Below are 24,132 nucleotides of genomic sequence, written 5' to 3' on the forward strand. Positions count from 1 at the left end.
GGTGTTTCGCCATGTCAGACAATGCGTGTTTCAAGCCGCGCGTGATCGAACCGGTCGTCGATGACCAACCCGAAGGACTAAGCCTCGCGGTCGAGTTATGGTTCGCGCAACCGATCGACGGCATCGCGGGCCGCGCGGTGCGGATTCATCTGCGCAGCTGCGCGAGGATGGAACAGGCCGAGAGCTTGCGCGACCTGCTGTGTGCGTGGCGGACACGGATCGTCGTCAGTTCAGCGAAGCGCGCTGCTGCTCGCTTGCGGATTGACGCGCAAACGTCGATGCCATGACAAACAGCGGCCCGGTTGCCCTGGACCGCCGCTTGAACGCTGCCATCGCGGCACGACGTTTCGCCGTGCCCGACTAGCGGTTCACGGCTCGTGCCGCAGATACCCTTCCGACGACGGATCGCGCATGCGCAGCGACACGATACCCGCGAGTGCACACAGCGCCGTCACGTACCAGAAGAACATCGTCTCGACACCGGCGGACTTCAGCCACAGCGCGACATATTCCGCCGAGCCGCCGAAGATCGCATTGGCGACCGCATACGACAGCCCTACGCCAAGCGCACGCACTTGCGGAGGAAACATTTCCGCCTTGATCAGGCCGCTGATGGACGTATAGAAGCTGACGATCGCGAGCGCGACGACGACCAACGCGAAGGCCGCGTACGGGCTCGTCACGTCTTTCAGCGCATGCAGCAGCGGCACCGTGCCGAGGGTCGCGAACAGGCCGAAACACAGCATCGAGCGGCGCCGCCCGATGCGGTCCGACAACGCGCCGAACGCCGGCTGCATCAACATGTAGACGAACAACGCGGCGGTCATCACCGAGCTCGCGGTCTTCGCGTGCATGCCGGCCGTGTTGACCAGGTACTTTTGCATGTAGGTGGTGAACGTATAGAAGATCAGCGATCCGCCGGCCGTGAAGCCGAGCACTGTCATGAACGCGGTCTTGTGCTCCCACAGCCCGCGCAGCGTGCCCGCTTCCTTGCGCTGGCGCGTCGCCGCGGTGGTGGTTTCATCAAGGGATTTACGCAGATAGAGCGCGATCAACGCGGCGATAGCGCCAATCACGAACGGCACACGCCAGCCCCACGCCTTCAGCTCTTCGGTCGTCAGCGTCTGTTGCAGGGTCACGAGCACGAGCAGCGCGCACAGTTGGCCGCCGATCAGCGTGACATACTGGAACGACGCGAAGAAGCCGCGCCGGCCCTTCAACGCGACTTCGCTCATATAGGTCGCGCTGGTGCCGTATTCGCCGCCCACCGACAGGCCCTGGAACAGCCGCGCGATCAGCAGCAGCGCAGGCGCGAGCGCGCCGATCTGCGCGTACGTGGGCAGCATCGCGATCACGAGCGAGCCGCCGCACATCATGAATACCGACACCATCATCGCGGTGCGGCGACCACGTTTGTCGGCGAGCCGCCCGAAGAACCAGCCGCCAATCGGCCGCATCAGAAAGCCCGCGGCGAACACGCCGGCCGTGTTCAGCAACTGCGTGGTCGTGTTGCCGCTCGGGAAGAACGACGGCGCGAAGTAAAGCGCCGTGAACGAATACACATAGAAGTCGAACCACTCGACGAGATTGCCCGATGAAGCGCCGACGATTGCAAAAATGCGGCGCCGCGTGTCGTGCGCCGAGGCCACGACGTATTGTTCTGTTTGGTCGTTCATGCTGGTGTCTTTCCTTATTTAAACGAGGAGGACGGTCGTGGCGCCGCCTTGATGTCGCGCGCCCAGCCTGAGCGGCCGTCGCGGGTGCGCGAATTTTACATAAATGAAAGCACAGGAAGGTTTTTTGTCAGCGTGGCCTGATGAAAGCCCTGGGTCGGCCGGATTTGCGTACCAACAGAACGAAGCCCCTGCCAGTTGGGGACTGGCAGGGGCTTGACGGGCGACACGGACCGCTCAGGCGGGAGTCAGGCGGCGCTCATATTCTCACGGACGGCGGCATATACCGGCAGTCGTAGCGTTTTCTGACGGTACCGTTTTCGTCGACGCTCTCGAGGTACACGTCGAACTGCCACAAGCGCGCCATGTGCTTGAGCACCTCCTCGCTATCCGACGACAGGTGCCGGTTGTCGCTCATGAAATGCCGCAACGTCAGGCTGCGATCGCCGCGTGTATTGACGGCCCACACCTGAATGTTCGGCTCGCGGTGATGCATGTCGTACTGCCGCGACAACGCCTGCCGCACGTACTGGTAGCCGCTATCGTCGTGAATCGCCGACACTTCGAGCGCGTCGCGCATGTCGTCGTCGAGCACCGAGAACAGGCGCATTTCGCGGATCAGATGCGGCGACAGATACTGCGCGATGAAGCTCTCGTCCTTGAAGTTGCGCATCGCGTAGTGCATCGCGGGCAGCCACGGACTGCCGGCCAGATCCGGAAACCACTTGCGGTCTTCGTCGGTCGGCGCTTCGCAGATGCGCCGGATATCGCTCATCATCGAAAAGCCCAGCGCATACGGATTGATGCCGCTGTAATACGGCTTCGTGACAGGCGGCTGATAGACGACGTTGCTGTGTGAATGGAGAAACTCCATCATGAAGCCGTCTTCGAGGTTGCCCTGGTTGTACATCGTATTGAGCAGCGTGTAGTGCCAGAACGTCGCCCAGCCTTCGTTCATCACCTGCGTCTGCCGCTGCGGATAGAAGTACTGTCCGATCTTGCGCACGATCCGGATCACCTCGCGCTCCCACGCTTCGAGCAGCGGCGCGTTTTTCTCCGCGAAATACAGCAGGTTTTCCTGCGGTTCGGGCGGATAGCGCCCCTCGACCTCTTCGGGCAGCGGCGTATGGCGCGTGGGCAACGTGCGCCACAACTCGTTGACCTGCGACTGCAGATACGCCTCACGTTCGCGACGCGCGGCGAACTCTTTCTGGAGCGACAGCTTCTGCGGCCGCTTGTAGCGGTCCACGCCGTAATTCATCAGCGCGTGGCACGAGTCGAGCAATTCCTCGACGCGATCGAGCCCATAGCGCTCCTCGCATTCCGCGATGTAGTTCTTTGCGTAGACGAGGTAGTCGATGATCGCGTGCGCGTCCGTCCACAAGCGGAACAGATAGTTGCCCTTGAAGAACGAGTTGTGACCGTAGGCCGCATGCGCGATGACGAGCGCCTGCATCGTCATCGTGTTCTCTTCCATCAGATACGCGATGCAGGGGTTCGAATTGATGACGATCTCGTACGCGAGCCCCATCTGCCCGCGACGATAGCTTTTTTCGGTGGAAAGGAAATGTTTGCCGAACGACCAGTGACGGTAGTTCACCGGCATGCCGACGGACGCATAGGCATCCATCATCTGTTCGGCGCTGATGAGTTCGAGCTGGATCGGATACACGTCGAGCTCGTATTGCTCCGCAACACGGGCAATATGCGAGTCGTACTCTTCGATCAATTCGAAGGTCCAGTCGGACGGGCACGGCAGAGGCCGTCTATCGGCTACGTTCATACGGACTTCCCTTTGCCCTTCGATGGGCGTTCCGGTGCGTCCCGTGCTGCAGATCGCGGACTGCTCCGGCGCGAGCGGCTCCGTGCTGGCCACTCCTGCCTCGGCATGCCCCGACTGTCGCTGCGGCACGCCTTTGTTGCGCTGCGGCGCGGTCATACGACGGTCACCCCTTGTCGTACGAATCGCCGCGCGCTTCGTCGTTCAGGCGCTTCGTGCGCCACCAGTAACCCATCAAGAAGTCGCCGCCTGCTTCTCGAACAGCTCGCGAAACACCGGATAAATATCGGCCGCGGTTTCGACCTTCTTCATCGCCATGTGCGGTTGCGATAGCGCCAGTTGCGCGTATTCGAGCCACAGATTCTGCTCTTCGGGCGTCACCTGAATATACGCAAAATACCGCACCTTCTCCAGGATGTCATCCGAGAGTATTTTGCGGCACTTCGGCGAGTCGTCGGTCCAGTTGTCGCCGTCGGAAGCCTGCGCCCCGTAAATGTTCCATTCAGTTGGCGAGTAGCGTTCGTCCATCACCTTGCGCATCAGTTCGAGCGCGCTCGACACCACGGTGCCGCCGCTTTCGGTCGAGTGGAAGAACGTGTCTTCGTCGACTTCCTCGGCGCGCGTGTGGTGGCGAATGAACACCACTTCGATGCGCTCGTAGTTACGCTTCAGGAACAGGTACAGCAGGATGAAGAAGCGCTTCGCAAGATCCTTGCGCTGCTCGTCCATCGAACCGGACACGTCCATCAAGCAGAACATCACCGCCTGGCTCGACGGCGTGGGCTGCTTCACGCGATTCACGTAGCGCAGATCGAACGGATCGATGAACGGAATCCGCCAGATGCGTCCTTTCAGATGGTGGATGTCGTCTTCGAGCAGCTTGATCTCTTCGCGGCGATCGGCGGGATCGGCCTTCAATTCTTCCAGCTGCCGCTCCATTTCGTGCAGCTGGTTGACGAGCGGCGCGCCGAGCGCGATGCGCCGGCCGAGCGCGCTGCGCAGCGAACGCACGACGTCGATGTTATTCGGCGTGCCCTCCGCGGCCCAGCCCGCGCGGACGCTTTTCCACGTCGGCACGGCCATCAGATGGGTTTTGACGAGACGCGGCAGTTCGAGGTCGTCGAAGAAATACTGCATGAACTCTTCGCGGCTCAGCTCGAACACGAAGTCGTCCTGACCCTCGCCCTCGTTGCTGGCCTGACTGCCTCCGCCGCCACCACCGCCGCCTTGCGGGCGCTGGATCTTGTCGCCGCGGATGTAGTCCGAGTTGCCGGGATGCACCATCTCGCGCCGGCCGCCCGGTCCATGACGGAACGACGGCTCCGCGATGTCCTTGCGCGGAATGGTGATGCTCTGGGTGTTCTGGATGTCCTTGATGCTCCGATCGCGCACCGCCTCCGAAACGGCACGACGAATATAGTTTTTGACGCGGCGCAAAAAGCGCTCGCGGTTCGCAATACTCTTGTTCTTGCCTGCCAATCTGCGGTCGATGATTTGATGAAGCACGCCCGGTCTCCCATCCATGCAACCGCGATTCCCTGCGGCCGCACTAATATTTCGGGTGCGCGAGACGCCCGCCGCGCAGTGCAATGCTATGCGGCTTGCGCCTCGCCGGTTGCCCGTACGGTCGAACCGTACGGGCGGCACACCATGTGTATCATGCGCGTATCATGACGACTTGCGCACGCGCAGATACCAGTCGCACAGCAAGCGCACCTGCTTCGGCGTATAGCCCTTCGCCACCATGCGATTGACGAAGTCTTCATGCTTGCGCTGCTCTTCGGCCGAGCCTTTCGCGTTGAACGAGATTACCGGCAACAGTTCTTCCGTGTTCGAGAACATCTTCTTTTCGATCACGACGCGCAGCTTCTCGTAGCTGATCCACGCGGGGTTCTTGCCCGCATTCGCAGCCCGCGCACGCAGCACGAAATTCACGATCTCGTTGCGGAAGTCTTTCGGATTGCTGATGCCCGCGGGCTTCTCGATCTTTTCCAGCTCGGCGTTCAACGCGGCACGGTCGAAGCTCTCGCCGGTGTCGTGGTCGCGGAACTCCTGATCCTGGATCCAGAAGTCCGCATACGTGACATAGCGGTCGAAGATGTTCTGACCGTACTCGGAGTACGACTCCAGATACGCGGTCTGAATCTCCTTGCCGATGAACTCCGCATAGCGCGACGCGAGCACGTCCTTGATGAAGGACAGATACTTCTGCTCGGTTTCCGGCGGGAACTGCTCGCGTTCGATCTGCTGTTCGAGCACGTACATCAGATGCACCGGATTGGCCGCGACCTCGGTCGAGTCGAAGTTGAACACGCGCGACAGAATCTTGAACGCGAAGCGGGTCGACACGCCGGTCATGCCTTCGTCGACGCCCCCGAAGTCGCGATACTCCTGATACGACTTCGCCTTCGGGTCCGTGTCCTTCAGATTCTCGCCGTCGTAGACCTGCATCTTCGAGAACAGGCTCGAATTCTCCGGCTCGTGCAAACGCGTGAGCACGGACAACTGCCCCATCATCTTCAGCGTGCCCGGCGCGCAGACCGCGTTGGCCAGCGACGAGTTGCGCAGCAGCTTCTCGTAAATCTTGACCTCTTCGCTATAGCGCAGGCAGTACGGCACCTTGACGACGAAGATCCGGTCGAGCAGTGCCTCGTTGTTACGGTTGTTGCGGAATGCCTTCCATTCCGATTCGTTCGAGTGAGCGAGGATGATGCCGTCGAACGGAATCGCGCCGAAGCCTTCCGTGCCCTTGAAGTTGCCTTCCTGGGTCGCGGTGAGCAGCGGGTGCAACACCTTGATCGGCGCCTTGAACATTTCGACGAACTCGAGCAGGCCCTGATTGGCGAGGCACAGGCCGCCCGAATAGCTGTACGCGTCGGCATCGTCCTGCGCGTACTGTTCGAGCTTGCGGATGTCGACCTTGCCGACCAGCGACGAAATGTCCTGATTGTTCTCGTCGCCCGGTTCGGTCTTCGAGATAGCGATCTGGCGAAGGATCGACGGATAGCGGCGCACCACGCGGAACTTGCGGATGTCGCCGTTGTACTCGTGCAGGCGCTTGACCGCCCACGGACTCAGAATGCCTCGCAGGTAGCGACGAGGAATGCCATATTGCTCTTCGAGGATCGGACCGTCTTCCTCGTAGTCGAACAGACCGAGGGGCGATTCATTGACGGGCGAGCCCTTGATCGCATAGAAGGGCACGCGTTCCATCAATTGCTTCAGACGTTCCGCGATCGACGACTTGCCGCCGCCGACCGGTCCTAACAGATACAGGATCTGCTTCTTTTCTTCGAGCCCCTGGGCCGAATGCCGGAAGTAGGCGACCACCTGCTCGATCACCTCTTCCATTCCGTAGAACTCACGGAATGCGGGGTATACCTTGATGACCTTGTTCGCGAAGATTCGCGATAAACGCGGATCGTTGCGCGTGTCGATCTGTTCCGGTTCTCCGATTGCCGTCAACATGCGTTCGCCGGCGGTGGCGTACGCGGCGGGATTGTCTTTGCAGAGCGCGAGATACTCCTCGAGCGAGAGTTCGTCCTCCCGTGTTTTCTCGAAGCGGGTCGCGAAACTGCTGTAGATATCCATGCTACCTCCTCGCCAAAGTCTGGAGCGATGTCGTGCGCGGCGCGCTATTCGGAAACGACATCGCTCGAATTCATCCTAAACCCTTTTAAATTTTTTTTCACGGACTACGTTGCGAAAATCGCGCCGTAACCGCCACTGCTACAATCCTCACTTGGAAACAGAGATTCGACCATCTACAATTTTTTTACTCACGCGGCAACCAGTCACATCATCTGCCGCTCCGCTGTATCGCTACTTTCTTCAGCACCGCATCGCTATTCAGTGCTCCTGCACGACTTCGCCGGACCGCTGCATCGCGTCATGTCACCGCGTTGCTATTGCACATCCCGTACCCGCACCGTCGACCCTCCACCAAAATGCGGCTGTCTGCGCACGCACACTTGGTCACAAAAAGCATGCACGTGACGAGCTCGCGGCGGTCTCATAGGTGTGGAAGCGGCAAAGTTGCAACAAATGCATTCGAACAGGTTAACGATCAAAGACTGCCACCGTTTCAAATTCGCCAAAATAAAAACGGCTGCGCGCGGGCAGCCGTTTGGAATCAAGCGTTGTAATTTGCGGTTACAAGCGCCGCAGCATCGATCAGGTCAGTTCAATTTCCACTTCACCCAATCCGTCGATTTGACCACGCACGATGCCTGGCTCGTCGATCTTGTGCGCGCCGACGTATGACCCGGTGGTCAAGGTCCAGTTGCGCTCGATCGTGATGCCCATCGCCGCGCAATGGTTGACGAACCACACGAGCAGTTCGCGCGGATCGCCTGCCGGATTGCCGGTCACTTCCGGTATCAGCGAGCGGCCGTTGAAACTCAGCTCCAGTTCCGGCGACACGAAGTCGAAGCCGCGCGCGAGGCTCGCATAGACGGCCGGATGGCCGGTGATCAGCGCGCCGTTGTTCTGCGCGTCGGCCAACTGCGCGAGCGGCGCGACGTTCGGCCATTCGGCGAAGCGGCTGTCGACGATCTCGATGGCCGGCAGCACGGCGCCGACCTTCGACAGTACTTCGTCGCGCGCATACGCCTGAGCGCGCGGCTCGATCGTCACGTCGAAGCGGAACGCGATCTCGAGCTCCACCAGCACGCGAAAGAATCCGTCATGCGCGAGCGTCGCTGGCGACGGCATCACTAGCGAGGCCGGAATCGGTGCGCCCGACGCGGCGCCGCCCGGCGACTTCGCGCCGATCTTCCACGCGCCGGTCGACTCGCCGAGGCCCACGATCACCGCCTGCTGGATCGCGTAGGCGGTCGCCGCGTCGGGCGGCAGGCTGTCGGGTGCGGGCGCGTCGATCGGCCGGCGCTGCCGGCGTGCCTCGACGAGGCGTTGCGCAAGATCGTATCGCGTCATGTCGGTTCTTTGTGGCTGGCGCATGGCAGGGTTCGCAGGACGTAGCAATATGTGGGAACCACCTGTTGAGGTGCGGGCAGCCGCGCGCCGCGCAAACGGATCGGGGCCGTGCCCGTCAATGTACCGGATCGCGGCACGCGCCGGTGAAAGGCGGCGGCGCGCAAACGTTAATTCTTGCGGGAGCTGAAAAAAAACCGCGCATGGGGGTCCAGGCGCGGTTTTTCGCGAAGCGATCGTCGCGGGTGCGACGCGGATACCGGACAGCTAGCGAACGGAAACGGGAACGGCTGTTGCGCCGAACGGCGCGTCTCGACTGACCTGACGCACGACGGCGCCGCCGCCCGTGTACATCTGATCCGAGCCAGCTCAGAAGGTCTCCCAATCCTGATCGCTGCCGGCCGTCGCCGCGGACCTGGCGGGCGCGCGCGTGGGCGTGGACGCGGCCGCTAACTGCGGCGCGACAGCGGCCGCGGCCGGGATCGATGCCTTCGCCGGCAACGCCGCCTGCGCGGTAACCGGCGTGAGCTTGCGTGCGCGTGTCGCGACCGGCCTCGTGGACACCGGGCGCTTCGGCGCCGCAAGCGCCGACGCCGCTTCGTGACCGCCACGGCCGCTGTCGTCGACCTGGAACACCGCGACCGCGCTGCGCAGCCGCGCCGCCTGCTCCTCGAGCGACGACGCGGCGGCGGCCGCTTCCTCGACGAGCGCCGCATTCTGCTGCGTGACCTCGTCCATCTGCGTGACCGCGCGCGCGACCTGGTCGATGCCGCCGCTCTGCTCCTCCGACGCCGCCGCGATCTCGCCCATGATGTCGGTCACGCGCTGCACCGCGCCGATGATTTCGCTCATCGTGCGGCCGGCCTCGTCGACGAGCGCCGAGCCCGACTGCACGCGCTCGACCGACGTATCGATCAGCTCCTTGATCTCCTTGGCCGCCGCCGACGAACGCTGCGCGAGGCTGCGCACTTCGCCCGCGACGACCGCGAAGCCACGCCCCTCCTCGCCGGCGCGCGCCGCCTCGACGGCTGCGTTCAACGCGAGGATGTTGGTCTGGAAGGCAATGCCTTCGATGATCGAGATGATGTCGGCGATCTTCGCCGAGCTCTGGTTGATGTCGCCCATCGTGCCGACCACCTGGCCGACCACCGCGCTACCCTTGTTAGCAATCTCGGACGCGTTGGCCGCGAGCGCGCTCGCCTGGCGCGCGTTGTCGGCATTCTGCCGCACGGTGCCGGTCAACTGCTCCATGCTCGAGGCGGTTTCCTGCAGCGCTGACGCCTGCTCCTCGGTCCGCGACGACAGGTCGATGTTGCCCGCCGCGATCTGGCGCGTCGCGGTCGCGATCGACTCGCTACCGCCGCGCACGCTGCGCACCGTTTCGGTGAGGCTGCGCTGCATTCTGGCGATTCCTTCGAGCAGTTGCCCCATTTCGTCGCGCGATGTCGCGATCACCGGACGACGCAGATCGCCGGCCGCGATCGCATCGAAGTGGCCGAGCGCTTCGTCGAGCGGACGCGCGATCGAGCGGCTCAGCGTCAGATACGACAGCGCCGCCGCCAGCACGCCGATCACCAGCGCGCCGATGCTGACCACGCGGAACGTCTGGAAACTGTTCTGCGCGGAGTCGTAGCCCTGCCTGGCCGAGTCGAACTGGTATTTGCGCAGCACGTCGTCGGCACCGACGAGGTCGTTGAAGACGACCTGCAGATTCTTCGCGTCCTCGACCAGCTTGCCCTGATCGTTCGCCGTGATCGTCGCCGCGAACGTTTCGAGTTGCTGATGCAGCGCGTTGCGCTTCGCGGCGACGTCCTGCGCAAGCCGGTCTTCGTCCGCGTTGCGTGGCAGATCGAGATATTTTTTCCACCACATGTCGGACGAGCCCCCGAGCATGCGCCCGCGCTCGATGGTGGTGGCCGCTTCCGGTGTGCCGACCAGGAACGCGGCGCGGTCGAGCGCGAGTCGTTCGCGCGCCGCGTAGATTTCCGCGTTGCCGATGTTCACCGCGCTCGGCATCGCGTTGGTGAACGTGTCCTCAAAGGCGTCGTTCGAACGGCTCATGCCGAACAGACCGAAAACGCCGATCGCAACCAGCAACGCGGCGAGGAACGCCATCGTGAGGCCAATTCGCGCCTTGATCGTGATGCCTTTATTCAACATGCTTGGTCCTGTGTGCTGTACTCAATGAGAGGCTGCTGCCTACGCAGCGTGGGAACGGCGTGTGTTGGGTCCGGCGCTTTTTTGAAAGAGCGCTCTAATTTCCGTTTACGGCAGCGCACTCATAGACTTGAAGCATTTAAAAGGTATGAACAAAGACGTTGTTGGACGTTGAAAGCAAGTTGACTGGAAACGAGTGTGTTCGCGGCCCGCAGGGGAAACGCGGCGATATTCGTCAAAGCACGATCTTTGACGTTTTGGCGGCGGGAATGGGTGGAGATGCGAGCCGTTCGGAGTCGCCCGAAGCGGTGGCAGGACAGTTCGATCAGGCAACGTGCGAGGTGCCAATGCCGCCGCGGCATCACTCCAATGCGTCGACCTCGGAGCGCGTCGGAATCGATGGCTGCGCGCCCGCGCGCGTCACCGATAGCGCGGCAGCGCGCTGCGCGAAGCGGATCGCCGCATCGACGCTCGCGCCCTGCGCGAGCTGCGCCGCGAAGCCGCCGATGAAGGTGTCGCCGGCCGCGGTCGTGTCGACCGCCTCGACGCGCGGCGCGTCGTACAGCGTCGCGCCCGCGCCTTCGAGCGATGCATGCAAGCCGCGCGCACCAAGCGTGACCAGCACGTTGCGCGCGCCGGCCGCGCGCAACGCGGCGGCGGCCCGTGCGGCGTCCTCGGGCGAATCGACGGGGAGACCGCTCAGCGCGGCGGCTTCGAGTTCGTTCGGAATCAGGTAGTCGATCAGCGGCAGCCAGTCGGCCGGCAACGGGCCGGTGGCGGGCGCCGGATTCAGGATCACGGTCTTGCCGAGCCGCCGCGCCGCCGCCAGCGCCGCGCGCACCGCTTCGGGCGGGGTTTCGAGCTGACAGATCACGACGTCGGCGGCGGCGAGCGTCGCTTCGTGTCGCGCGACGGTGGCCGGCGTGACCTCGCCGTTGCTGCCCGCGACGATCACGATCGTGTTCTGGCTCGCATCGTCGACGACGATCAGCGCAACACCGCTCGGCTCCCTGCCGGTTTCGAGCGCGGCGCAGTCGATGCGCTCCGCTTCGAGGCCCGCGCGCAACTGCGCGCCATTCGCATCGGCACCGACGCAGCCGAGCATCGACACCTGCGCGCCGAGCCGCGCGGCAGCGACCGCCTGGTTGCCGCCCTTGCCGCCCGCGACCTGCGCGAAGCCGCGGCCGGCCAGCGTCTCGCCCGGTTGAGGCAGGCGTGGCGAACGCACCACGAGGTCCATGTTCAGACTACCGACCACCGTGACGCGTGCGCGCGTTGGGTTGCTTGCCACTCGAGTGTCCTCCGTTGCGCGACGGGTCGCGTCGCTATTGCGCGCGCGTCCTTCGAGCGCTCCTCATGCATCCTTCATCCGGCGCATCAGGCCGCCAGATCCCGCCGTTCCGCGCCCGCCCATGTCGCGGTGGACTCCCGCACGATCAGCCGCGGCGACACCACGCGGCGGCGCGCAGGCGCCCGCGCGGTGCCGTTCGATGACGCCTCGGCGATCCGGTCGATCAGCGTCTGCGCGGCCGTGTCGCCAAGCGCGCGCACCGACTGTCCGACCGTCGACAGCGACGGGAACGTGAAGCGGCCCAGCTCGATATCGTCGAAACCGATGATCGAGCAATCGCGCGGCACGCTGATATTGCGCTCCGCCGCAGCGCGCAACGCGCCGATACCCATCATGTCGTTGCCCGCGAAAATCGCCGACGGCCTGACCGTATCGAACAGCTGCGCGGCCGCACGATGTCCGCCCGTCCCCGAAAAATCGCTTTCGACGATCGCATCGGCCGGAATCTCGATGCCACGCTCGGCCATCGCGCGAATGAAGCCGTGCACCCGCATCGCGCTGACCGCGGTCTGCACCGGCCCCGTGATGCAACCGATCCGCACATGCCCGAGCTCGAGCAGATGACGCGTGGCCAGATACGCGCCCTTCTCGTGATCGATCTGCACGAGGTCCGCGGTGACTCCCTCGATGTTGCGGTCCACCACCACGAGCGGCTCGCGCGCGTCGGCGAGCGCCTGTGCCAGCACGGCGTCGTCGCCGGCCGACGCGACGATCAACCCGTCGATGCGTTTTTCCTGCAGCACGCGCAGATAGTTGCGCTGCTTCGCGGGGTCATCGTCGGAGTTGCAGAAGAACACGCAGTAGCCATTGCGCGCGCAGCCGTCCTCGATGCCGCGCGCGAGCTCCGCGAAATACGGGTTCGTGCTGTTCGGCACCACCAGTCCGATCGTCGCGGTCGAGCGCGCCTTCAGCGAGCGCGCGACTGCCGACGGCACATAGTGCAGTTGACGGATCGCGTGCTCGACTTTCGCGCGCACATCGGCCGACACCGGCCGCGAGTTGTTCACGACGTGCGATACCGTCGTGAACGACACGCCCGCCACCGCCGCTACATCCTTGATCGTCGTCATAACCTGTTGCTCTCCTGTCGAACGGAGTTAGCGCTTTAGCGCTTACTCCGGTCCCATGCAGTCTCATCGCGGTCGAACGGAGTTAGCGCTTTAGCGCTTACTCCGGTCCCATGCAGTCTCATCGCGGTCGAACGGAGTTAGCGCTTTAGCGCTTGCTCCGGTCCCATGCACTCACTCATCGTTGCGCCGCGGCTCCCACCTCAGGCGCGTTTGCGACGGCTGCGGTACGTATCGAGCACCACCGCCACCACGATCACCGCGCCGGTGATCATGCGCTTGGTCGGCTCGTTCGCGCCGATCTGCGCGAGGCCCGCCGCCAGCACCGAAATGATCAGCACGCCAAAGAACGTGCTGATAACCGAACCACGTCCGCCCATCAGACTCGTGCCGCCGATCACGACCGCCGCGATCACCTGCAGCTCCAGGCCGACACCCGCATTCGGATCGGCCGCCTCGAGCCGCGAGATCTGGAACAGCGCCGCGAGTCCGGACAGCGCGCCCATCAGCGCGAACACGATCACCTTGTACGGCCGCGGATTGACGCCCGCGAGCCGCACCGCTTCCTCGTTGGTGCCGATCCCGACCAGATAGCGCCCGAACACCGTGCGCGTCAGCACCAGCTGCGCGATCACCATCACCGCGACCGCGATCAGAAAGGCCGGCGAGATGCCGAGCGCGATCGGGTTCGACAGAAAATCGAACGCGTCGCCGATATACGCGGTGCGCGAATTGGTCATCTGATACGCCATGCCGCGCGCCGCCTCGAGCACGCCGAGCGACACGATGAACGACGGAATTCGCCAGCCCACCGTCACCGCGCCGGTCACGGTGCCGGTCAGCGCCGCGACCGCGACCCCGAGCAGCGCGCCGGCAGCCGGCCCCCAGCCCCACTTCAGCGTCACCACGCTGACCACCGACGCCCCGAGCGCGAGCACCGAGCCCACCGACAGATCGATCCCCGCGATGATCAGCACGAAAGTCATGCCGACCGACATCACAACGAGATCCGGAATCTGGTTCGCGATCGTGCTGAACGTGTCGTAGGTCAGAAAGTGCGAACTCAGCAGCGAGAACAGCACGATCATCGCGAGCAGCGCGCCGGCGAGGCCCAGGTAGTTCGAAAAGCCGAGCCGCGTGCCGGCCGGTTTGCCGCTCGCGAGCGGCGCCGACGGATCGGCGGGCGGCGTCACGGCGGGCGCGTCCGGCGCACCGCCTTGCTTGCCGCCCTGTTGGCCGTCCAACTGGCCGTCCTGTTTGACACCCGCCGCCTCGCGCCACGATTGATCGGTCATCACAGACTCCCTGCTTCGTTGACGCCGTGCGTGTGCAGCAGCGCGTCACGGCCGCGGTAGCCGGCGAACGCAGCCGCGAGCAGCGCATCCTGACTCCAGCTCGCGCGCTCGAACACGCCTGTCATGCTGCCCGCCGACATCACGCCGATCCGGTCGCAGATCAGCATCAGTTCGCGCAGATCGCTCGACACCACGACGAGCGCGCGGCCGGCGCGAGCGAGCGCGCCCATCAGGCCGTAAATATCGAACTTCGCGCCGACGTCGATGCCGCGCGTCGGTTCGTCGAACAACAGCACGCGGCAGTCGCGCGCGAGCCAGCGGCCGATCACGACTTTCTGCTGGTTGCCGCCCGACAGCTCGCCGACGATCTGCGCGGGCCCCGAGCTGCGAATCCGCATCGCGGCGATCTGCTTGTGCGCCAGCGCGTTCTCGCGCTTCGCGTCGACGAGGCCGTGCCGCGCGACGCTGCGGAGATTGCCGAGCGACAGGTTGGCCGCGATCGGTTGCGGCAGCAGCAGGCCTTCGCCCTTGCGGTCTTCGGTGATCAGCGCGATACCCGCGCGTACCGCGTCCGCCGGCGAGTCGATTCGCATCGGCGTAGGCGACGCGCCCGGCGTCGCGGCGAGCGACACGTTGCCGCCGTCCTTGCGGTCGGCGCCGTAGATGAGCCGCATCAGCTCGGTGCGGCCCGCGCCGATCAGTCCGCTCACACCGAAAATCTCGCCCGCGCGCACCTCGAACGACACGTCGCGCACGACCTTGCCGCGCGCAAGCCGCTCCACTTTCAGGAGCGGCGCGCCGATGTTGCGCTCGCCGAGATCGATATGCTCGCCGAGCTCGCGGCCAACCATCCACGTGACGATCTGCTCGCTCGTCAGGTTCGCCATCGCGTCGACATGCACGAGGCGGCCGTCGCGCAGCACCGCGACCCGTTCGGCGACCCGCGCCAGCTCTTCGAGCCGGTGCGAGATATAGACGAGCGCGACGCCGCGAGCCTTGAGCCGCCCGATCTGCGCGAACAGCAGATCGACCTCGCGGGCGGTCAGCATCGCGGTCGGCTCGTCGAGGATGAGCACGCGGCAGTCGTCGATCAGGTTGCGGGCGATCTCGACCATTTGCTGATGACCGATGCCCAGTTCGCCGACCAGCGTGTCGGGATCGATCGCGTCGAGTCCGACCTGCGCCATCGCCTCGCGCGCGTTCTCGCGCAGCTTGCCGCGATCGATCCAGCCGAAGCTGAACGCGCCCGCACGCGGCAGCCGGTTCAGGAACAGGTTCTCGGCGACCGACAGCGTAGGCAGCAGATTCAACTCCTGCATGACCATGCGCACGCCGAGCGCCTCGGCCTCGGTGCGGCTCGCGGGCGCGTACGGCGCGTCGGCAAGCCGCATGGTGCCCGCGCTCGCCTCGACCAGCCCGCCGATGATCTTCGACAGCGTGCTCTTGCCCGCGCCGTTCTCGCCGGTCAACGCCAATACCTCGCCCGCTCGCAGCGACAGCGATACGTCGGCGAGCACCGGTTCGGCATAGGTCTTGCCGATGCCGCTGACGCTCAGTACGACAGGCAAGGCGTCGTGGTCGGTCGAATCCATCGCGCTCCTGGTTGCATGGCGCTTCTGGCGCCTTCGTGGCGCCCCGGCGGTCCGCTGCGCTTGCCGCATGGCACACCGCGCCCGGCTGCCACGAGTCATGCCGGCCCACTGCGCGGAATGCACAGATGCTCATGGCCGCGCTCCCTCTCACCACGCGAGCCGCTGTCATGACGCTTATCTCTGGGATTAACGGCGGTGCGGCGGGATTCTTGAGCGTCCGTTGAATAAAAGCGGATCACTGGGTGGTGGTTTGCCTCTAAAACATGCTACCCGCATAATTCGTGGCGATTTTTACGACTTCCCGTGCGCTTTTCCGGCTGCGCCCGGCTCGTGCTTCACGCCGGGCGCGGCGCGCTTACTTCAGGGTGTCCTTCGTCACCAGAACGACCGGCGTTTCGACGACGCCCGACAGCTGCGACTGCTTCTTGTTTTCGCTCAACGCCTTCAATGCGGTATCGATGCCGAACACGGCCTGCTTCGCCGCGTACTGGTCCGCGGTGGCGAGCACGCGGCCGTCCTTCAGCATCGGATGGATCGCGTTGATGTTGTCGTAGCCGACCACCAGCACCTTGCCCTGCTTGCCGGCCGCGCGCACGGCCGACACCGCGCCGATCGCCATGTTGTCGTTGCCGGCGAGCAGCGCCTTCAGGTTCGGATACTCGTTGAGCATCGCCGATGCGACCGCGTTGCCCTTGTCGATTTCCCACTCGCCCGACTGCACCGACACGACCTTCGCGCCGACCGCCTGCATCGCGTCCTTGAAGCCCGCCGTGCGCTGCTGCGCGTTGGTGGTGGTCGAGACGCCTTCGAGGATGCCGACCTCGTCGCCGGCCTTCAGGCGCTTCGCGAGGTAGTCACCGACGAGCCGCGCGCCCTTGCGATTGTCGGGGCCGACGAACGGCACGTTCAGGTCTTTCGACTTCAGCACGTCCTGATCGAGCCGGTTGTCGATGTTGACGACGATGATGCCCGCGTCGACCGCCTTCTTGACGACCGGCACAAGCGCCTTCGAATCGGCCGGCGCAAGCACGATCGCGTCGACCTTGGACACGATCATCTGCTCGACGATGCGGATCTGGTTGGCGGTGTCGGTTTCGTCCTTGATGCCGTTCGTGATCAGCTCGAACTTGTCGGGGTTGTGCTTCTGATAGTCCTTCGCCCCGGTCTCCATGGTCAGGAAGAACTCATTGGCGAGCGACTTCATTACGAGCGCGACCTTCGGCTTATGAGCCGGGGCGTTCTGCGCGTGGGCGGCGGAAAAAGGCAGGACGGCGGAGGCGGTGGCGAGAACTGCGGCGGCTAGAATGCGACGACGGGTTCGATGGCTCATGCGTATCTCCAAGGTTGTCAGGCTCGCGGGCGAGCCGTATTTTTTGTGATGCGCAAACGTTTGCGAGGCCTATTCTCAGCGCAAGCTCTTCGGAATGTCAACGATTCGCGGTGTTGCAACGCACCGGCGCGCAACATCTGCGGCGCCGCAATACGCTCGTTCGATCCGGGCAGCGTGTGGCAAGGTTCCCTCGCTCAGTCCGTGCAGTCGATGACGCCCGTGTGTCGCGTGCGGCGCGACACACAGGCCGCTTATGCTGGCCTGGTATCGCGCGCGCCGCAAGTGAAACCCCGAGGAAATTGAACGGTGCGCCGGCTACAACCAGCCGGCCTTGCGAAAACGCCGGTACAGCACGAAGTCGATCGCCAGCATCACCGCCAGCACGACCGGATAGCCGTACCGGAAATGCAGCTCGGGAATGCGCTCGAAGTTCATCCCGTAGATGCCGGCGATCATCGTCGGCACCGCGAAAAGCGCCGCGAACGAGCCGAGCCGCTTGGTGATTTCGCTCTCGGCGAGCGAGATCATGCCGAGGTTCACCTGCACCGCCGTGACGACGATTTCGCGACGCCCCTCGATGGTTCTGACGATCCGGTCGAGGTGATCGTAGACGTCGCGGAAGTACGCCTGCATGCCTGCGCAAACACTCGGAATGCGGCCGCCCGTCAGTTTGCCGACCGCTTCCTGCAGCGGCACGATATGGTGCTGCAGGATCACGAGCCGGCGCTTCATCGAGTACAGGTCCTGCACGATCGCGCGCGAGGCGGCCGAATCGTTCCTCTCGAAGATGCGGTCCTCGAGCGTTTCGAGCTCGGTGCTCATCGCCTCGATGATCGGGAAATAACGGTCGACCACGTCGTCGATCAGTGCGTACAGCACGAACGCCGAGCCTTCCTTCAACAGATGCGGCTCGCGCTCGCAGCGCGTGCGCACGCTCTGGAAACCGGTGCGCGTGCCGCGGCGCACCGACAGCACATAGTTGGCGCCGGCGAACACATCGACTTCGCCGATCACCAGCTCGCCTGTCTCATCCATCTCGACCGTGTGCATCACGGTGAAGACCGAATCGCCGTACTCCTCGATTTTCGGGCGCTGATGACCGTGTTGCGCGTCTTCGATCGCGAGCTCGTGCAGATTGAATTCGTCTTTCATGGCCGCGAGTTCCTCGGGCTCCGGGTCTTTCAGTGCGACCCAGACGAAGCACTCGGGCCGCGCGACGTAGTCGCTGATGCTGTCGACATCGATGTCGGCGAGTTTCCGGCCGTCCTGATAGGCGGCGCAATTGATCAGCATGTTCGGATTACCTTGCATACGAAAGCAGACCTCGCCACCCTCTCACGTAAGCATTGCGTAAGACGGTCGACGGTTCTGCATGAACGGACAAGCACGCTTCCAGGCCGCTTGTATCAGCCGCCATGTTAAGGCGCGATACCTAAGCCGCGCGTATCCAATTGTTAATGCTCGAGCGCACGCTACTGCGCGACCCGCTGCAGGCCGATGCGGTGATCGTCGTTGAACGTGACCGAGGCGCGGTTCGTGTAGCGCGGGTCGGCCGTTACGACGAAGTTCAGCTCGATGACCGGATCGAACTGCGTCGATACGCCGATCCGATGCGCGCCGAGCGGCAGATAGAACACCACGTGCTCGCCGTTCATCAGGTCGGTCACGCGCTCGCCGTCGATATAGACGAGCGCATTGCGAAACCGCACGATCACGTCGCGCGAACGCTCGCGCCGCAGGTCCACCGCGACAAGGCCGGGGCCCGGCGCCGTATAGCCCTGTCTGACGATGCGCTCGGCAGGCACCGGTTTGAACGGTACCGGCTCGGCCGGCGTCGACGCGCAGCCGGCCAGCGCGAGCACGCTGAACGCGACGCCTGCGGCCAACGCGGCACAGCGTGCGGACCCGGCCAGCCGTGCGGCTCGGCAGCGGCAAGACAGGCGCATCGGCATGCTGGTTCTCCCGTGTGCTCCCGATTGTGGCCCCGAGTTTCCGACTACGCGGTGTAGGTCGTCGCTCCGCGTCCGCCGGTTCGGCGGACACGGTACGCTCGTACGCATGAATGTTCCGCATCATAGCAACGCGCGGACATTCCGCCAGCCACGGCGCACGGAGCTCGGGCGCCGCGCCTCTTGCATGGCGCGGCGTTCTTCTTCATGATCGGTGCAGGCGGCCGCGCTCGCGGCTGGCCGTCGTCGGTTGCCGGCATGCCTGTCGATCCGCGTCGCCGGACGCACGATCAAGGAGACTGCGATGTGGTATTTCACCTGGATTCTCGGCGTGGGTGTGGCGCTCGCCTTCGGCATCATCAACGTGATGTGGCTCGAGACCAACGGCAAGTTCGCGCGCGACCCGCGCCCCGATGCCGCCGCCGCGCCGCGTGAGGACAAGCCTGCGTGACCTCTCTGGTTTTCTTTTGCGGTCATGCGGGCACGGGCAAGACGACGCTGGCGAAAAAACTGCTCGGCCCGCTGATGAAAGTGAGCGGCACCCCTTTCTGTCTGCTCGACAAGGACACGCTGTACGGCGGCTATAGCGCGGCCGCGATGGCGATGCTGACCGGCAATCCGAACGATCGCGACAGCCCTCTTTTCCTGCAGCATCTGCGCGACCCCGAGTATCGCGGCCTCATCGATACGGCGCGCGACAATCTCGAACTCGGCATCAGCGCGTTGGTCGTCGGCCCGCTGTCTCGCGAGGTGCGCGAGCGGCGGCTGTTCGATCACGCGTGGCTCGGCGTCGCGCCGGACGTGAGATTGCGTGTTGTCTGGGTACGGACCTCCGAGGACGTGGCGCGGCAGCGGATCGTCGCGCGCGCGAATCCCAACGATGCGTACAAGCTCGCGCACTGGGACGTCTACCGGCGGCGGCGTTTCGAGCCGAGCGGCGCGAGCCGCGAGGGTCTGCTGATGTTCGACAATACCGCGCCCAGTTCGGCGGACCATGAAGCGCTCGTCGCGCAAATCGTGGCTGGATGACGGCCCTCCCTTCTGTCTGGCGAGTGCCGCGCTGGCCCGATGCTGGCTGAAAAACGGAAAATCCCCGTACGTCGGCGACGTACGGGGATTTTCATTCGACGCGAGCCATGCCGGCCTCAAACGGTCGCCATCGCCTCCAGCGACTGCCCTTCGTACAACTTGCCGAAGCGGTTCGCCAGAAAATCGCCGAGCGACACCTGCTCCTGGCGCACGAAGCCTTTTTGCGGCAGCTTGCGCTCGCGGAACAGATCGAGCACCGCGCACATCGCGCCGGCAGTCGTGATCTGAATCGCGCTCATCGGCACGCCGCAGACGGTCTTCGCGAAGATCTTGCGCGTGAACACCTCCTGCACGAGCTGACCGTCGCGCATGCCGCTCACGGTGATGAACACCAGCACGACATCTTGCGCGGTCGATGGCACCGAGCGGCGCATGATGGTCTTCAGCGTATCGCGGTCGCTCGACAAACGCAGGTCTTCGAGCAGGAACTGCATCAGGTTGCGATGACCCGGATAGCGCACCGACTTGTAGTCGAGCGATTCGACGCGGCCCGCCAGCGTTTCGCACAGCGTGCCCAGCCCGCCCGACGTGTTGAACGCTTCGTACTCGGTGCCGTCGAGCGAGAAATGCTCGAGGCCTTCGAGCGGCTGCACCCATTGCGTGCGGCCATTGCGGATGGCCTCGCACGGCTGGCAGTACTCGTTGATCAGGCCGTCGACGCTCCACGTCAGGTTGTACTTCAGCGCATTGGTCGGAAACTCGGGCAGCGCGCCCACGCGCATCTTCACGTCGCGGATTTCCGTAAAGCGGTTCGCGAGCTCGTGCGCGGCAATGCCGATGAAGCCCGGCGCGAGACCGCACTGCGGCATGAATGCGTGATCGGCATCTTCGGCGATCGCGCGGATCGCGTGCGTCGCGCGTACGTCCTCGGTCAGGTCGAAGTAATGCACGCCCGCGCTCTTCGCGGCCGATGCGACGTTGACCGCGAGGTAGTACGGCAGCGCGTTGATCAGCACGTCGAAGCCCTGGATCGCGGCGCGCAGCACGGCGGCGTCGGCGGAATCGATGCGGCGGGTGGGAATGCCCTGGGCGGCGAGCTTGTCGAGCGCGTGCTGATCGCGGTCGAACGCGACGACTTCGTAGTCGCCCGTCTCGCGCAGCATATGGGCAATGGTGTGACCGATCAGACCTGCGCCAACGATAGCTACTTTCATCTGCTTCTCCTTGTTATCCATGTGCTGTTTCCGAGCTTGGGAAGTGCGCCGCGTGTTGCGCGCGGCGCCTGCGGGCCGAACCCTTGAATGACAGTGTAGGAAGAAGCAAAAACAGTTCATACGCGCAAAATGCTGCGGTATGACCATCGGGTTCGACGTTCTGACGAACCGGTCAAACGATTTGTCGAAACAGCGTAAAAAAGGCGTCAACGATGGACTCTCGCAGCACTCGCGAAGAGGTTACGCCGCGCGCCGACTCACACCGTGCCGCGATCGATCTTGCGCGCGAGAATGATCGACGTCGTGGTCCGCTCGACGCCCTCTAGCCCGCCGATCTGATCGAGCAGATCGTTGAGCCGCTCCGGCGAATCGGCGCGCAGCCATGCCACGTAGTCGAACTCGCCGCTGACCGCGCACAGCAGCTGCACTTCGGGCATTCTGCCGAGGCGTTTCTGCACGGCCGGCCCGTGCTTCGGCGCGATGATGATGCCGACATACGCGACGATGCTCGAATCGAGCACGTCCTGGCCAAGCCTCACGCTGTAGCCGGCGATCACGTTGCTGCGCTCGAGCCGCGCAATGCGCGCGATCACGGTCGTGCGCGCGACGCCGAGCTGCCGCGCAAGATTCGCGACGCTCTCGCGCGCGTTGGCTTGCAGCAGTGCAACGAGGTTGCGGTCGAGGTCGTCGAGCTGGTCGAGGCGCGGAGGTCTCATCGAAGGGGAAGGAAGTTGGTATGGAATGTCGCGGATTATCGCGCGCCTGCACGCAGCGGCGCCATCTCACGCCACGCGGTACGGTCACAGATGCACGGCACACTGTGGGGCGGCCCCGGCGCAGTATGTCGGCGCGATTGCCGCTCAGGCGCGAGCCGTTTCGCGTTCGTTTCGGTTGTAAGCGTTTGTCGCACACGCACCGTATTGTAGGGTTAACGTGTTACTAATAGCGGCGACGGGCGAATGCGGCAGCCGCTTGCGGTGCGGCGCCATTCGCCGCTGGCGCGGGGCAAGACGCTCGCCGCGCGCCGTGTCTCAATAACGAACAGACATCAGGAGTTTCGATGAAAAAAGCACTGGTTATGCTGGCTACGGCCGTTTCGATGGGCGGCGCGTTCGCCCAAACCGCCGCGCCGGCCGCGGCGCCGGACACCACCGCCTCGGCCTCCGCGGCCAAGGCCGGCCACGAACGCAACGTCGAAGACCGCATCGCTTATCTGCACTCGCAACTGAAGATCACGCCCGCGCAGGAAACGCAATGGAAGGCGTTCGCCGACGTCATGCGCAGCAACGGCGAAACGATGGGCCAGCTGTTCGAGCAGCGCAAGGCGGCCACCAACGTGAGCGCGCTCGACGACATGAAACAGTACGCAACGATCGCGCAGGCGCATGCGGACGGCATGAAGAAGCTCGTCGATGCGTTCGATCCGCTGTATAGCAGCCTGTCGCCGGAGCAGAAGAAGCTCGCCGACGCGACGTTCCATCAGGGCGGCCCCGAGGGTCATCATCGCGGCCACCATGGCAAGGGCAAGGGCGGCAAGCCCGCGGCGGAAGCCGCGAGCGACGCGACTGTCAAGCCGTAATGAAAGAGCGCCCGCGGCGGGGATTGCCCCGTTGCGGGCGCGGGTCCGTTCGGACGCGGTTGATTTCGGCAATTCCGCCGGCGCCCGAGCCTCGGCTTTGTCACCACGCCTCAGCCTTTCGCCTCCCCCCGCCCGGCTCATGCATCTGGCATTATTCGGGGGCGCGCTGTCTGGGCCGGCTACCCATCCCAGCGACTCGACGCACGATCGCGGCAAAGCGGCAACTCGCGCCGCAACGCTCACCCCCTAATCTTCCACCCGCTTCATGACTGAACTCAGCAATCTCGATTTGCGTGACGATCCGCACGCCCAACGCGTCGTCAAGGACGAAACGGTAAGCGTCGAATTCGCCGCCGCCGAAGGGCAGTTGATGAGCCTCGAAGGCCCGAACCGCTATGTGCGCGGCGATGCGCTGATCACCGGCTCGACCGGCGAGCGCTGGGTCGTGTCGCGCGAGCGCTTCGACGCGAAGTACCTGCCCGCCGATGCCGCGCTCGCACACGGCGAAGCCGGCGCCTACCGCAACCGCCTGGCGGTCGTACTTGCCCGCCGGATGGACGAGTCCTTCTCGCTCGCGCGCTCGGCGAGCGGCGGCGACGTGCTGCACGGCGCGGCCGGCGACTGGGTCATGCAGTACGCGCCCGGCGACTATGGCGTCGTGCAGGCCGCGCGTTTCGCGAAGGTCTATCGGCTCGCGAATTGAATCCACTGCACACGCGCTTCACCGCGCGTCACGCGAACTCTTCGCCGAGATCGACCGTGACTTCGCGCGGGACCGCCTGGCCGTTCGCGTACATTTCTTCGAGCGAGCCCAGGCTCGCTTCGACGTACGCGCGCAACACCGCAAAGCTGCGGCCACGCAACCGCGCCGGCATCGCGCGATAACGCGCGAGCGCCGCCGGCGCGATCGCGACCGTCATCGCGATACGGCGCGCGGTGGAACCGAAGCGCATTGCTACCCAGTGAACCGTCAGTGTGGGCGTGCCATCGTCGGCGGCACGCTCGATGAACTGCGTCTGCTCGGGAAACAGATCGCTGATGACGCGCGCGAGTTCGTCGAACTCCGGATGCGCGCAGTCGTATTGGTAAGCTTCCATGAAGGCTGCCGGGAAAAGAGGATCCTGAAACGTAGGCGCATTTTAGAGAAACGCTGAAAGGATAGCGAGGCGCCTGCCGTCCAGCGG

Annotated in this window: 20 protein-coding genes and 1 pseudogene; 5 read left to right on the forward strand and 16 right to left on the reverse strand. The window is 64.3% G+C overall.

Annotated features, from left to right (window positions below; genetic code table 11):
- Nucleotides 1-11: 11 nt before the first annotated feature.
- Nucleotides 12-230, forward strand: a pseudogene (locus tag HDG39_RS05315) (hypothetical protein); the annotation flags it as partial.
- A 138-nt stretch (nucleotides 231-368) separates the two neighbouring features.
- On the opposite strand, the gene HDG39_RS05320 reads toward HDG39_RS05315, so the two are convergent.
- The 13 genes from HDG39_RS05320 to HDG39_RS05380 all read right to left on the reverse strand — a co-directional run bounded on the left by HDG39_RS05320 (nucleotide 369) and on the right by HDG39_RS05380 (nucleotide 19,063).
- Nucleotides 369-1,676 (reverse strand): MFS family transporter, encoded by a 1,308-nt coding sequence (locus HDG39_RS05320; RefSeq protein WP_184003834.1) that lies wholly within the window; start codon nucleotides 1,674-1,676, stop codon nucleotides 369-371.
- Nucleotides 1,677-1,932: 256 nt separating this feature from the next.
- Nucleotides 1,933-3,456 (reverse strand): SpoVR family protein, encoded by a 1,524-nt coding sequence (locus HDG39_RS05325; RefSeq protein ID WP_409259153.1) that lies wholly within the window; start codon nucleotides 3,454-3,456, stop codon nucleotides 1,933-1,935.
- A gap of 231 nt (nucleotides 3,457-3,687) precedes the next feature.
- Entirely contained in the window at nucleotides 3,688-4,959 is a 1,272-nt protein-coding gene (locus HDG39_RS05330) for a YeaH/YhbH family protein (RefSeq protein ID WP_184003838.1), read from the reverse strand.
- Nucleotides 4,960-5,121: 162 nt separating this feature from the next.
- A complete protein-coding gene (locus tag HDG39_RS05335; protein ID WP_018417752.1) occupies nucleotides 5,122-7,044 on the reverse strand; it encodes a PrkA family serine protein kinase in 1,923 nt (640 codons plus the stop codon).
- Between the two features lie 582 nt (nucleotides 7,045-7,626).
- Entirely contained in the window at nucleotides 7,627-8,388 is a 762-nt protein-coding gene (locus tag HDG39_RS05340) for a 2-keto-4-pentenoate hydratase (protein WP_184003840.1), read from the reverse strand.
- 366 nt (nucleotides 8,389-8,754) lie between these two features.
- Nucleotides 8,755-10,545 (reverse strand): methyl-accepting chemotaxis protein, encoded by a 1,791-nt coding sequence (locus HDG39_RS05345; protein WP_184003842.1) that lies wholly within the window; start codon nucleotides 10,543-10,545, stop codon nucleotides 8,755-8,757.
- Between the two features lie 358 nt (nucleotides 10,546-10,903).
- Nucleotides 10,904-11,833, reverse strand: coding sequence for a ribokinase (gene rbsK, locus HDG39_RS05350; protein WP_184003844.1), 930 nt, complete (start codon nucleotides 11,831-11,833; stop codon nucleotides 10,904-10,906).
- Nucleotides 11,834-11,919: 86 nt separating this feature from the next.
- Entirely contained in the window at nucleotides 11,920-12,963 is a 1,044-nt protein-coding gene (locus tag HDG39_RS05355; protein WP_184003846.1) for a LacI family DNA-binding transcriptional regulator, read from the reverse strand.
- A 200-nt stretch (nucleotides 12,964-13,163) separates the two neighbouring features.
- A complete protein-coding gene (locus HDG39_RS05360; protein WP_184003848.1) occupies nucleotides 13,164-14,255 on the reverse strand; it encodes an ABC transporter permease in 1,092 nt (363 codons plus the stop codon).
- Complete coding sequence (locus HDG39_RS05365; protein ID WP_184003850.1) at nucleotides 14,255-15,847, reverse strand: sugar ABC transporter ATP-binding protein; 1,593 nt, start codon at nucleotides 15,845-15,847, stop codon at nucleotides 14,255-14,257. The genes HDG39_RS05360 and HDG39_RS05365 overlap by 1 nt, the downstream gene beginning before the upstream one ends.
- Before the next feature lie 355 nt (nucleotides 15,848-16,202).
- On the reverse strand, nucleotides 16,203-17,177 hold the full coding sequence (locus HDG39_RS05370; protein WP_184003852.1) for a sugar ABC transporter substrate-binding protein: 975 nt from the start codon (nucleotides 17,175-17,177) through the stop codon (nucleotides 16,203-16,205).
- A gap of 315 nt (nucleotides 17,178-17,492) precedes the next feature.
- Nucleotides 17,493-18,470 (reverse strand): magnesium/cobalt transporter CorA, encoded by a 978-nt coding sequence (corA, locus tag HDG39_RS05375; protein ID WP_184003854.1) that lies wholly within the window; start codon nucleotides 18,468-18,470, stop codon nucleotides 17,493-17,495.
- A 179-nt stretch (nucleotides 18,471-18,649) separates the two neighbouring features.
- Complete coding sequence (locus HDG39_RS05380; RefSeq protein ID WP_260327537.1) at nucleotides 18,650-19,063, reverse strand: hypothetical protein; 414 nt, start codon at nucleotides 19,061-19,063, stop codon at nucleotides 18,650-18,652.
- A 367-nt stretch (nucleotides 19,064-19,430) separates the two neighbouring features.
- Here HDG39_RS05380 and cydX point away from each other — a divergent pair, with 367 nt between their 5' ends.
- Nucleotides 19,431-19,577 (forward strand): cytochrome bd-I oxidase subunit CydX, encoded by a 147-nt coding sequence (gene cydX / locus HDG39_RS05385; protein WP_184003859.1) that lies wholly within the window; start codon nucleotides 19,431-19,433, stop codon nucleotides 19,575-19,577.
- Complete coding sequence (locus HDG39_RS05390) at nucleotides 19,574-20,155, forward strand: P-loop nucleotide/nucleoside kinase family protein (protein WP_184003861.1); 582 nt, start codon at nucleotides 19,574-19,576, stop codon at nucleotides 20,153-20,155. The genes cydX and HDG39_RS05390 overlap by 4 nt, the downstream gene beginning before the upstream one ends.
- A 116-nt stretch (nucleotides 20,156-20,271) precedes the next feature.
- On the opposite strand, the gene HDG39_RS05395 is transcribed toward HDG39_RS05390, so the two are convergent.
- Nucleotides 20,272-21,369 (reverse strand): saccharopine dehydrogenase family protein, encoded by a 1,098-nt coding sequence (locus tag HDG39_RS05395; protein ID WP_184003863.1) that lies wholly within the window; start codon nucleotides 21,367-21,369, stop codon nucleotides 20,272-20,274.
- Nucleotides 21,370-21,626: 257 nt separating this feature from the next.
- A complete protein-coding gene (locus tag HDG39_RS05400; protein ID WP_184003865.1) occupies nucleotides 21,627-22,085 on the reverse strand; it encodes an Lrp/AsnC family transcriptional regulator in 459 nt (152 codons plus the stop codon).
- Nucleotides 22,086-22,429: 344 nt separating this feature from the next.
- On the opposite strand from HDG39_RS05400, the gene HDG39_RS05405 reads away from it, so the two are divergent.
- Nucleotides 22,430-22,948, forward strand: coding sequence for a Spy/CpxP family protein refolding chaperone (locus HDG39_RS05405; RefSeq protein WP_184003867.1), 519 nt, complete (start codon nucleotides 22,430-22,432; stop codon nucleotides 22,946-22,948).
- Between the two features lie 265 nt (nucleotides 22,949-23,213).
- On the forward strand, nucleotides 23,214-23,651 hold the full coding sequence (locus HDG39_RS05410) for a PGDYG domain-containing protein (RefSeq protein WP_184003869.1): 438 nt from the start codon (nucleotides 23,214-23,216) through the stop codon (nucleotides 23,649-23,651).
- 28 nt (nucleotides 23,652-23,679) lie between these two features.
- Here the strand turns inward: HDG39_RS05410 and HDG39_RS05415 are convergent, their stop codons facing one another.
- Complete coding sequence (locus HDG39_RS05415; RefSeq protein WP_018417736.1) at nucleotides 23,680-24,045, reverse strand: DUF3022 domain-containing protein; 366 nt, start codon at nucleotides 24,043-24,045, stop codon at nucleotides 23,680-23,682.
- Nucleotides 24,046-24,132 lie beyond the last annotated feature (87 nt).

This window comes from Paraburkholderia lebeckiae (assembly GCF_014201005.1).
Lineage (GTDB): Bacteria > Pseudomonadota > Gammaproteobacteria > Burkholderiales > Burkholderiaceae > Paraburkholderia > Paraburkholderia tuberum.

Bases quoted from the DNA above. Each gene is read 5' to 3' on its own strand.
- HDG39_RS05400 (WP_184003865.1), bottom strand. From the start codon at position 22,085: ATGAGACCTCCGCGCCTCGACCAGCTCGACGACCTCGACCGCAACCTC.
- corA (WP_184003854.1), bottom strand. From the start codon at position 18,470: ATGCTGATCAATTGCGCCGCCTATCAGGACGGCCGGAAACTCGCCGAC.
- HDG39_RS05345 (WP_184003842.1), bottom strand. From the start codon at position 10,545: ATGTTGAATAAAGGCATCACGATCAAGGCGCGAATTGGCCTCACGATG.
- HDG39_RS05365 (WP_184003850.1), bottom strand. From the start codon at position 15,847: ATGGATTCGACCGACCACGACGCCTTGCCTGTCGTACTGAGCGTCAGC.
- HDG39_RS05335 (WP_018417752.1), bottom strand. From the start codon at position 7,044: ATGGATATCTACAGCAGTTTCGCGACCCGCTTCGAGAAAACACGGGAG.
- cydX (WP_184003859.1), top strand. From the start codon at position 19,431: ATGTGGTATTTCACCTGGATTCTCGGCGTGGGTGTGGCGCTCGCCTTC.
- HDG39_RS05395 (WP_184003863.1), bottom strand. From the start codon at position 21,369: ATGAAAGTAGCTATCGTTGGCGCAGGTCTGATCGGTCACACCATTGCC.
- HDG39_RS05320 (WP_184003834.1), bottom strand. From the start codon at position 1,676: ATGAACGACCAAACAGAACAATACGTCGTGGCCTCGGCGCACGACACG.
- HDG39_RS05405 (WP_184003867.1), top strand. From the start codon at position 22,430: ATGAAAAAAGCACTGGTTATGCTGGCTACGGCCGTTTCGATGGGCGGC.
- HDG39_RS05410 (WP_184003869.1), top strand. From the start codon at position 23,214: ATGACTGAACTCAGCAATCTCGATTTGCGTGACGATCCGCACGCCCAA.
- HDG39_RS05360 (WP_184003848.1), bottom strand. From the start codon at position 14,255: ATGACCGATCAATCGTGGCGCGAGGCGGCGGGTGTCAAACAGGACGGC.
- HDG39_RS05340 (WP_184003840.1), bottom strand. From the start codon at position 8,388: ATGACGCGATACGATCTTGCGCAACGCCTCGTCGAGGCACGCCGGCAG.
- HDG39_RS05370 (WP_184003852.1), bottom strand. From the start codon at position 17,177: ATGAGCCATCGAACCCGTCGTCGCATTCTAGCCGCCGCAGTTCTCGCC.
- HDG39_RS05355 (WP_184003846.1), bottom strand. From the start codon at position 12,963: ATGACGACGATCAAGGATGTAGCGGCGGTGGCGGGCGTGTCGTTCACG.
- HDG39_RS05415 (WP_018417736.1), bottom strand. From the start codon at position 24,045: ATGGAAGCTTACCAATACGACTGCGCGCATCCGGAGTTCGACGAACTC.
- HDG39_RS05325 (WP_409259153.1), bottom strand. From the start codon at position 3,456: ATGAACGTAGCCGATAGACGGCCTCTGCCGTGCCCGTCCGACTGGACC.